Source organism: Ruegeria sp. HKCCD3925 (assembly GCF_057221175.1).
In genome coordinates this window covers 575,155-588,693 of sequence record NZ_JBWVBI010000002.1, presented here as the reverse complement: position 1 = coordinate 588,693, position 13,539 = coordinate 575,155, and the positions used below count along the sequence as shown (strand labels likewise).

Sequence of the window (13,539 nt, the reverse complement as noted above, 5' to 3'; positions counted from 1 at the left end):
GACGCAGCTGAATAAACCTCAATCAATAAACCCCCGCCAACTGGCGGGGGGTTTCAATCCGAATTCGGGAACGACTGCTCGCGGCCGAAGCGCTAAAGAAGGTGGAGGAGAAATGAAGCATTATGTCCCTGTAAATGACCATGCGCATTTGACCGAAACCACGTTGGCACGACCCAAACGAGACCATCAGATCGAGATCATTCTTTGCGAGGGCGGAGCGGAAGCATCGGCAGATATGCTGGTTGATTTCTATCGTGCCCTGAATGAACTGAACGAAGGCCATACATACATTACAAATATCCGCCCCATTGCCGACGGTGCTGCGGGCGGACCCTTGCACTGGGCCGGGCGAACCGCGATTTTCTGGGGGGATATCTATAAAAGCTGGCCTCTGACACCGTCGGACAAAACCTGGATCGCCCAAGTATTGAACCTGTCCTACCGATCAATTCTCGTTGGCGGTGCAGTGTTTCTTCTCGCCCAGACTAGTCGCGCAACCAAGCGGATTGCATCGGTTCACCCCAACTTTTCTGCCGCAGCGCAAGAGGTTGGACTGATCGACGTCGGTTCGGGTACATACTGGTCCTCAGATAGCCGTACCCATAGCGCATCAACCAGATTGGGCACGTTGCGTTTGTTGTCCGATTTTGTTGCCTTTGATCACGGCGAGCATCTGGCCGAGTCAGTACGCAGCTATATCGGGTTGGCCGACAGGCAAACTACATGCGCAAGCCAACTGGCAGCTCGATTGATCAGACGTTCAAAAGCCGACCCGATGGTGCGACAGGTTGTTGAAAAGATGCAGAACAATCTGGAGGATCCGCTTAGGATACCGGAACTTGCGATGGCGCTTGGTACATCAACGCGCCAGTTACAGCGGCGGTTTCTGGACAGAACGGGTGTAAAACTGCTGACAACGTATCGGGAACTTCGCCTAGAACGGGCCTATGGCCTGCTTCAATTTACCGAGATGACCTATCTTGAAGTGGCGACCGCTACGGGCTTTTCTTCCACAAGTGCATTGGTGCGTGCGTTCCGGGATCACTATGATGCATCGCCTGAAAGTGTACGAAATCGGCGATTTGCAGGCAAAACTCAGGCTGTTTAGCTTGATCGTGTGAATCGACAGCGCAGTCGAATGCGGTTGATACCACACTGGGCCTGACCTTTTGGCATTCACCATTCATGAGGTTGACGACAGATACGATTGTTAGTCCAGTTAACAATGCTTTGCCACCGGCCCAAATATTGGCCCGGCTAAATCCTCAGTTGCCGTCTTTCAGACAAGCTCGCAGCTACGCGCTGGCTAATTGTTGTCGTCGGACCTCTCGCTTGTGATCTGCGAAGTTGATACGCTGGTGTTTCGATCGATACGATATTGTACGGGCCGGTTATCCATCCAGGTCCGCACTGGGAAAAGAGAGCATGAAACCTAGGAATTTCGTTCCGAAAGGGGCCGCGACGTTCGACATCGATTATGACGGATCATCCAACGAGATCTATTTTCTGTTGCTGCCGAAACTCACCATGCTTGCCTTTAGCGCAGCGGTTGAACCGCTGAGGATCGCCAATCAGGTCACCAACAAAGAGCTCTACAAGTGGTTTCTGATCTCTGAGGATGGGAACCCTGTTCGATGCTCCAATGGAGTCGAAATAGCAGCTGACTTGGCTCTGCATAATTTACCGCGATCATCCAGATTGTTTGTGTGTTCAGGGAACGAACCATCGGAAAGCATTAATTCAACGATCCTTTCGTGGATCAGCCGTCAGAAAGCGTTTGGCTGCAAGCTTGGTGGAATTTGTACCGGCGCATTTACGCTGGCCAAGGCAGGCATGCTGACCGGCAAGAGGTTCACACTGCATTGGGAAAACCAACCCGCCTTTGTTGAACACTTCGAACACCTGACACCATCGGCTAACCTGTATGAGATTGACAATGATCTGATGACCTGCGGTGGAGGTAACGCGGCAACCGACATGGTACTGGACATGATTGAAACCGACTTCGGAAAGGACCTGGCCATCATCGTCTCGGACATGTGCATCCACTCACGATCCAACAATCAAAAAACGCTCCAGAAATCCGCGTTTTCTGTCGCGTTGGGCAGTCGGAACCAATACCTGATCAGCGCCATCCAGATCATGCATGAGAATCTGGAAGAGCCTCTGGATATCTCTGAGATCGCCAAGATCGTTCAGATTTCTCGCCGACAGTTGGAGCGGCTGTTTCAAAAGTATGTCGAGGTTTCCCCGGTACAACTCTACATCGAGTTGCGTGTAGCGCGCGCCTACGCTTTGCTCAGCGAAACAGAAATGACCGTTGCTGAAATTGCGGCCGCCACGGGCTTTGGCAGCGCGACCCAACTGACAGTTCGGTTCAAGAAACGATATGGCGCAGCGCCGACTTCATTCAGGCGGGGCTGGTCGGGACAGAACGATTGAGAGATGCCGTGCCGGTGGACCCGTCTGCCATCGTACTCTACCAATCAGGGCTAGAGTCCGAGTTCGCCCCGCTCGGATAGCACCTATAATCTGGGAACATTAACCGCCATGGAATTGAACCAACCCGAACTGCGCCAACTTAGGCGGTCATTCCACAGACACCCCGAATTGGGCTTCAATGAAACGAAAACCAAAGCCAAAGTTGCGGCGCTGCTGCGTCAATACGGGCTTGAAGTTCATGAAGGCGTGGGCGTGGTGGGTATCCTCAGGGCCGGTCAAGGCAACCGCGCGATCGGATTACGCGCAGATATGGACGCACTGCCCATTCAGGAAGCCAGCGATCGTGATTACGTGTCACAAAATCCCGGCATTATGCACGCCTGTGGCCATGATGGTCACATGACGATGCTGTTGGGCGCAGCAAAGACTTTGTCCTCGGATCCCGGTTTCAGCGGCACGGTGGTGTTCCTGTTTCAACCGAATGAAGAGCTTGGCCTTGGGGCTAAAGCAATGCTGGACGAGAATGTCTTGACGCGATTTCCAATCGAAGAAGTCTACGCCATACATAACCTGCCTGGGGCACCCGTCGGGCAGATGTCGACCCGAACCGGTTTAATATGCACATCGGAAAGCCTTTTCGAAATTACGATCAATGGGCAAGGCGGCCATGCGTCCATGCCGCAGTCTGGACGTGATGCGCTAACCGTGGGGGCAGAAATCGTTCTGGCGCTTCAGACAATTGTCGCACGCAAGCTGGCCCCGGGCGCCGGGGCGGTTGTGTCAGTGACCGAATTTCTGACCGACGGGCAGCGCAACGTTCTACCTGGAACGGCAACGCTAAAGGGTGATGCGCGGGCTCGCAGCCCTGAAGATCGAAACAAGATCGAAGAACACATGCGCAAGATTGCACATGGCATCGCATCCGCCCATGGCGTCGAAGTCCAAGTGGATTTCAAAACCGAATTCATCGAAACAGTCAACGCACCGATCCCGACCGAGGCTGCCATCCGCGTCGCGCAGCTATCCGGGCTGGACACACTTCCCAATCGTCAACCGATGAGCTTTTCAGAGGATTTCGCGCATTTCTGCGAAGCCGTACCCGGCTGCTTTATTCTACTGGGCAACGGTGAAACTGGCCCGAATGGGCAACCGCTGCATTCGAATGACTACGACTTCAACGATGCGTTACTGCCGATCGGCGCGGAATTCTGGGCAAATCTCGTGCGCGATAGGCTTCCGCTTCAAGACGAAGACTGAACGGGGCCCAGCAACATAGCACCTTCGAACGGCCGTCAGATGAATGATCTAAGACGGCCGCTCACACTGTAATTTGGACCTTACCCTTGCTAGAGCCTGATGCGGAATGCCGCAAACCCATCAGCGCCTTCACCGGCATCCTCGATGGTGACGCCTTTGACTTCGCCCATGTAGTCGCGCGCCTTTGGACCAGTTTCAAACAACACGGTGGTGTCAGAAAGCGGCGCAAACGACCAGTTTGCATCGGCCTTGGGATCGATTGTTCCTTGCTCGACGATATACCGCACGATCACGTCGCGGTTGGTGTCAGGGGCTTCGAACACGACGGTATCACCCATTGCGCCCGGGAAAGAACCGCCGCCCGAAGCACGATAGTTGTTGGTGGCAATGATGAACTCCATGTCATCCGTGACCGCCTCACCGTTGAAGGCCAAATCTACGATACGGGCTGCATCCGGGTTGATCTCTTCCCCCTTGGGTCCAAAGCGCGACGGTTGCGATAAGTCGATCTGGTAGGTCACACCGTCCATCACGTCGAAATTGTAGGAAGGGAAGTCCGGGTTTAGCAAAATCGCATCCTCGGATCCCGCCTCGATCTGGTTGAACATACCCGCCGAGCGTTCCAACCAACCCCGAACCTGAGCACCGTTCACGCGTACCGCGCGCACGGTATTGGGATACAGGTAAAGATCAGCTACGTTTTTGATCGCAACATCGCCCACCGGAACATCTGTGTAATAGTCCGGGCCGCCGCGACCCCCGGCCTTGAACGGCGCTGCAGCCGATAGAATGGGCAGACCTTCATGTTCGGTGCCCTTCATCATCTCTTCGACGTACCATTTCTGCGCGATCGAGACGATTTGCACCGATGGGTCATCCGCAACTAACGCGAAGTAGCTGTGCAGCGGAGCCGAAGTCTTGCCGACCGCGCGGCGTACATAGGCCAGTGTTTCGTCGTGATCTTTCGCCACCGAGTCCAGCACTTTCTGATCGTCGCCAACAAGTGCGGTGATCGAACGGTCTTCGTTTCGCTTTGAAATCGGGCGCGCCTCGGACGTTGTCGTCACAACCCGCCATTCGTTTCCGTCGCGCTCAAGCAGCAGGTCCAGCAGGCCAAGATGCGACCCCCAGAAGCCGCCCATGACCGCAGGTTTACCCATCAAGGTCCCCGTTTCGACATCAATTCCAGGGCGATCCGCAAAGGTAGCGGACGGGAATACCAGGTGATTATGCCCGGTCACCAGCGCATCGATGCCATCAACCCCCGCCAAAACGACCGAAGCATTTTCCATTCCATCAGCGTGATCCGCATCCCCAATGCCGGAATGCGACAGGGCAATGATCAGGTCACACCCTTGTTCTTGCATCTCGGGTACGTAAGCCTGCGCCGTTTCGATTATGTCACGCGCCTGCACGTTGCCTTCCAGATGCTTGCGATCCCAGTTCATGATCTGCGGTGGTGTGAAACCGATGACACCAATCTTGATCGGATGCTTGCTGCCATCCCCCATTTCAATCTCACGCTCAAGGATGGCATAGGGCTTCACCAGAGTCGTATCATCGCGGGGGGACGCCCTAGTCTCTTTTACAACATTGGCCAGAACCACAGGGAATTCTGCACCAGCAAGCGCCTTTTCAAGGAAATCTAGGCCATAGTTGAACTCGTGATTGCCCAAAGTGGCAGCGTCATAACCAACAGTATTGAAGGCAGTGATGATCGGATGGCTGTCGCCTTCTTTCATGCCACGCTCATAGGCGATGTAATCGCCCATCGGATTGCCTTGCAGAAAATCTCCATTATCGACGAGCAGCGAATTTGTCGCCTCGGAACGGATCTCATTAATGATCGAAGCGGTCCGCGACAGCCCGACAGTATCGCGCGGTTTGTCCGCATAGTAATCGTATGGGAACACGTGAACATGGATGTCAGTGGTTTCCATGATCCTCAGATGCGCCTGATTGTTGGCCGCCGCCGCCGAAAAGGGATGCAAGGTGATGGCAGCAGCGCTGGCGGTCGTAGTGGCAAGAAACTGACGGCGCGAAATCAAACTACGATTGGAATAGGACATAAGGCACCTCTCAGGTTTGTGGATCGACGCGTGTTCTGGATGCTTTTCACAACAAGGGTATGACAGTGAAGATCTTTGCATCAAACATGCCGAACTTGGCGTAGGATCCTAAAAGCCTATTGTATTGAATTGCTCAGTCCAAGCCACTTTACGCACCAAAGGCGATCGTTGTGCTCCCGTCTTTATCCGGTGGCTTGGCTATGGCCAAATCCCATTGTTCGATCTTTCAAAAGTATCTTGAGTATCGATGAGAAAACGTCGAAAATATAGTCGCATTTTACAGGTCTTGGTTTGCGCATCGCGACACCCAAAAAATGTCGATCACAGCTTGATCGGACGTTTGTGATAGATGCTAATTCAGCACGAAACCTATTGATGCAGGTAGATTTACCCTTCTCTGAGCATTATATTCTTTTTATACTTGGCCTGATTGTGCGAATCTAGACGATTGGGTCGCCGGCTCAGTTTGACAAAAGACTATTCTAGAACATTATTGACTTGATCTCAAAAAAGCCAACACCTCTCGACACAATGTCACATTCCTAAAGGTCGCCCGGATGAAGACAGGCTGGTGGTTGCTATGATCGAGCTGCGGCGCCAATATTCGGCATGAGGTTCGTGGGATATTGAGATTGCAACCGAGAGGCTGGCAGATCCATAAGAGACTGCCGTTTTAAGCGATTGCTGCAGTGTGAAGGGCCGAATCTTCCGCAAGAACCACCAAATAAATAGCTTTTTAGACTGAACGGCGGACCATGTGCGTAGCTATGGTTAAAACATCGGAAACATGTCTGGTAATACGCCTTCGCCAGCTGCCAACCGGATGATGGCGAGGTTCTAAAGAAGTCGGTCAGCATACATCATCATTAGCCGGGAATAATTGAGGATCAAGGTGGACCATAACCTGAAGTCGTCGAATATGAACGATATTTTGAAGGTTCAATTCACCCTGCATGGCTTCTTCTGAGGGCTAGAAAACAAGACTAACCATACATATTAGGTTTCTTCGCTTGGCGGCATATAGATTCTCTGCAACATATCAACATACTAATTACCGTAGATCCGAAACCTTTGGCGGGTTCATTATCGAGTCCATAGTATTGTTTATTGAAAGGATTAAGAACTTGTTCATAAGAGTTTTCCCAATCCTCGCTGCGATATCTTTAGGACTACTCGGCCTTGCTAGTTTATTAGTACCGGAAGCGATACTGGCCCGGTTCGCACGTCTTGATGGTGTCATTTCCGAACGAACCTGGGTTATGTGGGGATTTGGGACTGCAATCTTTTCAGTAGCCGTGGCGCTTCTTGCGGACGGCTACGAAATTAGCAAACGAGTGAGAGCCGAACTTGCAGTATCTGGCCTGCTTCTAGTTAGCTTCATATTCTTTGCCATGCAGATGTCGGCCTGGTGGATTGACGATGCTGGCATTACGTTTTCTTACAGCAGAACGCTTTCTGATGGCTACGGCGTTACTTTTCAACCGGGCGAACCGCCAACCGAGGGTTATTCGAGCTCCCTTTGGATGCTCATGCTTGCCTTTTTTGGATTAATCGGAGCCGACATTCCAAATACGGCAAAATTCCTGGGTATGGTTTTGGGTTTGGTTACACTAACCGCTGTCTTCCAAATCGTATGGAGCCAAACGCGCAGTGCGATTTGCCTTGTGCTGGCCGGAATATCAACGTCTACAGCACCGTTTGTCGTATGGGTAAGCTCTGGGCAGGAACATGCCCTGCAGGGTGTCTTGCTGGTCTTGATTGTACTTGTTGTCGGGTTTGAAGTGAACCGATGGAGACTAAAGACCGCCTTTTTACTGTCCATGCTGGTCCTAACAAGACCCGAAGCACCTTTGATTGTTATGACGACTTACGCGGCCGTAATGCTGTGGAGCTGGCGTAATGACTACAACTTCAAGATACTGCAATATCTCGAAATTGCGCTACTGCCGTTTCTCTGTTTTGTCGCTCTCGTTATTTGGAGGATTATTTACTTCGGCGACATGTTTCCAAATCCGTACTATGCTAAAGCGTCGGGTTCTGATTTCGCAGGTGTTCTCAATCCGTTCGGTGCAGGCTGGAGCTATATAATCGATGGGCTGAATTCGTCGGCATTGATAATGACCTTGCCTCTTATATGCTTTGCATTTTCGGGTGATCGTAAGCGGCTTCTACTTGCCTTGACTGCGGTACTTAGCGGTCATCTTCTCTTTGTTATCTGGGCGGGTGGTGACTGGATGGGGCAATACCGCTTTTTAATGCCTGTCACTTCCTTGGTGGCGATTTTCGCTGCGCTTGGTCTGTTTGCAATTACGTTTCCAACCGCAAAGCTATGGTGTGGGGCGCTGATCTCAGTTGTCCTCGCTATCGTTACCGTAAAACAACTTGATAGTTTTGAAGCGCGTCCAACAACACCGTTGGCAGTTGTTTCTGAGATAGGCTCAGAATTTGCAAGGGTATCGGAGCTATTAAGAATTGAAGACCCAATTCTGGCACATCACGATGCAGGCGGGATTAGCTACGATCGGAAAATCGGACTTGTCGATTTGGGTGGGCTTGTCGACCGAGAGATTGCCAAAAACATGAAAAACCGGTCATTTCTTGAGACGTATATCCTCGAACAGAGACGACCTCATTTCATCTTTGGTGCGATTAATTTTGCGGCGGCCTCAGGTTTTACAGAATCGGAGGCGTTTTTTCGCGATTATGTACCTCTGATATTTGAGAACATGCCAATAATGGAGAGTAGCCTTTCACACGTTCGTCGCGAAAACGTAGTTGAGTCAGAAGGTTTGTTCGTGCATCGTTTGCCAGATACAACTATTGAATCTGTAACGGTTTTGGACCTTAGAAAAAGTGATAACGATTGATCAGTAGTTTCTCGTAATTTGAAGTTCACGCCATTTTTTGGGACTTTAATCACGACTGTGTATATGCACCTAATAGTGTTCGAGTATCCCATTAATGTTTATTGATTTCTGAGCCATTCTGCCTCTTTGCCGTGATCCGATGTCAAGCGAGCCATCAGCTACGCAAAATTCCTGATACGCTCCGGCTGCATCCGACGGCTGTATAGACGCCCGCGCGCGCCTTGTTCACGAAACGAATCTCGCTATCAAAAGCCTTTGCGACCGAAGAAAACAATCCCGACCAAAATGCGTTTTCCATCGACACGTAGCTTGCCATGGGATGTCGCAGGATACCGCCTCAGAGGTGCTATCTGAACGTCTGTAGCAGTATATCAGACACGGTCACCGCTGTTTCCCTTCCTTGAACAATGGCGCAGGCGGGACATCTGTAGATTCTGTTTCAAACCTGTTGAATGCTTCAAGTACCGCGTTTTTGAAGCCAATGATCTATGTACAGCCACGCGTTGCGCAAATAGCAACGCGTGGCTGATGTCACTTTCTACATGTTCCAGGCATCGACATCCTGATAAATCAGATCTGTCTCATCGCCAAAGATCGAGTCAGCATAGGCTAAGACGTCTTCCCGGCTTATGCCTTCCAGCCGGATTGATGCGTCACCATCCGATATTACCGCCATGCCGCCATCACTCTGGATTAGAAGATCGTCAATATCTTTGTAACCGCCAGCTTCATTGCCGATCACTAGTTTGTCCAGACCAATCTCGAAATCAACGATCGAATCGGCACCATCGGTCCCGTCACCTGAGAACGTAAAGACATCTCCATCAGCGCCGCCCGTCAGGCGATCATCACCAGCGCCGCCGTCAATTTGGTCGCGCCCAGTCCCGCCATAGATCTTGTCCCCATGCTGTCCGCTGAGGAGCCAGTCGTTACCGCTGTCACCTTTCAGCGTGTCTCGACCTTCGCCGCCAACGACATAGTCATGGCCAATTCCAGACACGATGATGTCGGCATTTTCACTGCCATAAACAACATCGTCGTTCTTAGTGCTAAAAATCAATCCACCGGTCGCGTAGATCGCGTTGGGGGCGTTGATCGGCTCAGATGGAGTCTCATCAACAATCGGGTCGTCAGGCGTCTCATCGACCACCGGATCAGTTGGTGCCTCATCAACAACAGGGTCGTCAGGTGTCTCGTCGACAACCGGATCGGTTGGCGTCTCGTCGACAACTGGATCGGAAGGGGTTTGCCCCGCGTCATCTGGATTATCAGTGATATCCCATGTACCGCCATCCCGGTAGATCAGATCTGCGCCATCACCGAAGATCGAACTCGAGTGGGTAACTACATCCTCTCGACTTATTCCTTCCAAGCGGATGGTTGTACGGCCATCAGAAACAACCGCGGTGCCACGATCATCCAAGATTTCAACATCATCGATATCCTTGAAGCCACCGGTGCCGTTGCCAATCACCAATTTATCAAGGCCAATCTCGAAATCGACAATCGTATCAGCACCATCCGAACCATTGCCCGAGAACACGAAGATGTCTCCGTCAGCACCGCCCTTGAGACGGTCATCGCCAGAACCGCCATCAATCTGGTCGCGTCCTGCTCCACCATAAATCTTGTCGCCATGCTGACCACTGAGAAGCCAGTCGTTACCTCTGCCGCCCTTCAGCGTGTCTCGACCTTCACCGCCGGTGACATAGTCATTGCCGGCACCAGCTACGATGATGTCAGCATTTGCACTGCCATAAACAACGTCGTCGCTCTTGGTGCTGAAGATAAGACCACCTTGCGCATAAATTGCATCTGGAGCGTTATCTGGCCCCTGAGGTGTCTCATCAACAACTGGGTCATCAGGTGTCTCATCGACAACTGGTTCGTCAGGTGTTTCATCAACAACCGGATCATCAGGTGTTTCATCAACAACCGGATCGTCAGGGGTCTCATCAACAACTGGATCATCAGGTGTCTCATCAACAACCGGATCATCAGGTGTCTCATCAACAACCGGATCATCAGGGGTCTCATCAACAACCGGCTCATCAGGTGTTTCATCAACAACCGGATCATCAGGGGTCTCATCAACAACCGGCTCATCAGGTGTTTCATCAACACCTGGATCGGTGGAAGGTTCGTTTGAAGAGTTATCGACGCCAACATATTCGAGCGTAACTCCTGAGCCTGCTCCTAGCTCAAGGCTGACGACATCATTGGTGTAGTCGACGATAACCGTCGCACCTCGGCCTCCAAGGCCCTGGATGTCAATAGAGCCAATACGGCCAGTGATCTCATCCGCAGAAAGAAGCGTATAGGTTCCGTTGCCAATCTGCGCATCCGAGAGATCTACGGTCAGGTTTACGCCACCAAGTTCGATGCGCGAATTCACGTTCGTCGTGTCACCAAATGCACCCGAACGGAACTCTCCAATCTGCCCGAGACCCGTTTCATCGCTCGCAAGAACAAGCTCCGAATCTTCGTCGAATGAGATAATCCCCAACTGGTTTCGAGTACCATCAAATCCAACTTGCGCATCACGGCCACGCACGGTCAACTCATCGCCGTTCCCGAAGGTCATATCTCCGCCATCAGCGCTCAAAAGGGCTTGGCCATCATCAACAAAGACATTCACATCACCAGTGATATTGCCGGTATTAGCGAAGCGCCCGCCGTCCAAATCAATATCAAGATCGCCCTCGCCTGCGTAACCTCCGTCAAGCCAGAACTGTCCTGCCAAGTCGATCTCAACAGATGCGCCGTCTACGCCCGCTTCCGTTGCACCCAACACATTGAGCCTGCCATTGTGTAAGTCAAGCTGACCCGCGTTACCGAAATCCAATCCGTCAATCGTGTGCGTACCGCCGTAAACGACCCAGTTACCACCCAGATCGACACTATCGCCAGCCATTGAGCCAGCAATGTCCCCGGTGCTCCAGTTCATCCGGTTGTCCCAGCGGACACCATCGCCCAGCTCATTGGGAATAAAGCGAACTTCCGTCGAACTGCCACGTGATTCAGGCAGCCTATCAAATGCCGCCTGGAAGAAGGCGTTCAGTTCGTCCGCAGATGCATCTTCGTTCTGCCGGATCCATTCTGCCAGATCAGCGACCTCTGCATTTGGGTCGTTCAGAAGCAGTTTTGCCAGATTTGCAGCAGTCGCCTGCTCCAATTCGGCCGAATCCAGATCTTCGACATTTTGATCCGAGTAGGTCTCCGTTAGACGCGCGCCTATCCAGTTGAAGATGGCGGTGTCGTCGTAATAAGGGTCCTCGGAATTGATCAGCCCACCATTGCTGTAGAGCTTGTAGTCAAGCTCTTCTGGCCTGTTCGGATCAGACAGATGTGCCACAATGTTGTTTACAAGCGTCGTATCAAGACCCTCGTTTACCAAACCAAGGGAAAGCGCACCTATGAAATCAGCCTCTTTGTAAGCAGCTGAGGTGATCACATTGTTGGACAGCAGAGAGTAATTTCCGACATGGCCGATGTCGCGGTAGCTACCGCCAGTCACCACTAGGCCGGCGTTGTTCTCAAAAAGCAGGTTATCTTCAACAAAGCCACCGCTGCGCAAGATGGCACCATAGGAGGATGCTTCGCTGGAAATGTTATCCCGGAATGTCAGGTCCGTATTGTCCTCGGTAACATAGACGTTGTGGGTCCACATGGTCGGGGGCTGCCCGAAATTACCATTGCCGTCCCGCTGATAACCTTCATCCCATCCAATTCCCGAAAAAGATGAACCCTCTATCAACAGCCCGTCGACATCACCTGCGAAGAAGCCCGTTGTCCTGTGCCCGTGACCTTGCCAGTCTTGTGTGTCGTAGTCACGATCGCCTTTGATATCATGGATTTCTGCATTGCGTAATGTGGCGGAATCGATGTGCTGAAAGACGATTTCGCCGTGCTCGCTACTGCTGATCGAATCGAAGATCACATTACCCGTAAAGCCGGCATCAGTACCCAGAACCCGCACTGTTTCGGTAAAATGCAGTTCGTGGACCACTACGTTGGCAAATGGTCTTGCATAGAGAAATACATCATCGCCAGTAATGAGCGGTTTTTCACCCTCACCGTATGAGGTGATGACCACCGGGTGCAGCGGGTCTTCTCCGGTGATCCCGCGCGGGAACAGGACGGGAGAGTCGTATTCGTACCCTTTTTCGAGACGCAACCAGTTCGAGCTTGGAGACGGCCCGTCTCTGGTTTCTTGCGTAAGTGCAATCCAGAGAGCGTCACCTGCGTCCTGTGCAAGTGCCATTTCGGGACTTGAACCGTAGCTCGGGTGTGCTGCAAGCCATGCTCCGGTGACCTGGCTCACTGGAATGTTCTCCAGTGCCGCAATGTCGGCCAACGACAAGGCGTCGTTGGAGCCAGAGACATAAACTTCTCGGTGATTATCCCCGGTTTCGATGACAAGGTCTCCATTGTCATCCGTCTCCAGCATATAGTGGGTAGAACCTGTTCCCCACCCTGCATCCTGTGTAGGAGGGCTTACCTGAGTCGTCACAGTATGTTGCTCAACGTTCCCGTTGGCATCCTCGACTTCGACGGTAAACCGGAGTGGTCCGGAGTAGTCTGATCCGGTCAAAACCAGCGCGAGTGAGTTGTCAGGGTTTACTGTCAGCTTGCCCACGTCGGGCGCCTCTACGACGCGAACACTCACGGCCGACTCAAAGTTGTCAGGCTGCAGAGTTGCTACACGTCCTCCGATCAATCCAGTTGATGCGAGATCATCTAGTGCGATTGGCATATTAGTACCTTCTGTCTATCCAAGATAATTAACGCCGCACTAGTTAACGAGGCTTCTTGAGAAGCCCTCTTCCGCGCAATGACCCCCTTTGCGCTCAACATTACCAACGGAGAACTGCTCTCCTACCATACTTGCTACTTCTGAACTT

Annotated in this window: 6 protein-coding genes; 4 read left to right on the top strand and 2 right to left on the bottom strand. The window is 52.0% G+C overall.

Features of this window, described 5'->3' with window-relative positions; all coding sequences use genetic code 11:
- The first annotated feature begins 112 nt into the window (after nucleotides 1-112).
- The 3 genes from AC2TEM_RS07415 (at nucleotide 113) to AC2TEM_RS07405 (ending at nucleotide 3,699) form a co-directional block, all read left to right on the top strand.
- Nucleotides 113-1,108, top strand: a complete 996-nt coding sequence (locus tag AC2TEM_RS07415) for a helix-turn-helix domain-containing protein (protein WP_170423213.1) — start codon at nucleotides 113-115, stop codon at nucleotides 1,106-1,108.
- A gap of 317 nt (nucleotides 1,109-1,425) precedes the next feature.
- Entirely contained in the window at nucleotides 1,426-2,442 is a 1,017-nt protein-coding gene (locus AC2TEM_RS07410) for a GlxA family transcriptional regulator (protein ID WP_170423211.1), read from the top strand.
- 108 nt (nucleotides 2,443-2,550) lie between these two features.
- Nucleotides 2,551-3,699 carry an amidohydrolase gene (locus tag AC2TEM_RS07405; protein ID WP_480856062.1) on the top strand — a complete coding sequence of 383 codons (1,149 nt, stop codon included), beginning with the start codon at nucleotides 2,551-2,553 and terminating at the stop codon, nucleotides 3,697-3,699.
- A gap of 89 nt (nucleotides 3,700-3,788) precedes the next feature.
- On the opposite strand, the gene AC2TEM_RS07400 is transcribed toward AC2TEM_RS07405, so the two are convergent.
- Nucleotides 3,789-5,768 (bottom strand): bifunctional 2',3'-cyclic-nucleotide 2'-phosphodiesterase/3'-nucleotidase, encoded by a 1,980-nt coding sequence (locus AC2TEM_RS07400; protein WP_170423207.1) that lies wholly within the window; start codon nucleotides 5,766-5,768, stop codon nucleotides 3,789-3,791.
- Nucleotides 5,769-6,868: 1,100 nt separating this feature from the next.
- Here AC2TEM_RS07400 and AC2TEM_RS07395 point away from each other — a divergent pair.
- A complete protein-coding gene (locus AC2TEM_RS07395; protein WP_170423205.1) occupies nucleotides 6,869-8,635 on the top strand; it encodes a hypothetical protein in 1,767 nt (588 codons plus the stop codon).
- Nucleotides 8,636-9,173: 538 nt separating this feature from the next.
- Here AC2TEM_RS07395 and AC2TEM_RS07390 read toward each other — a convergent pair.
- The gene (locus AC2TEM_RS07390; protein ID WP_170423203.1) at nucleotides 9,174-13,391 is read right to left on the bottom strand and encodes a hypothetical protein; all 4,218 of its coding nucleotides are present in this window, start codon (nucleotides 13,389-13,391) and stop codon (nucleotides 9,174-9,176) included.
- Between the last annotated feature and the right edge of the window lie 148 nt (nucleotides 13,392-13,539).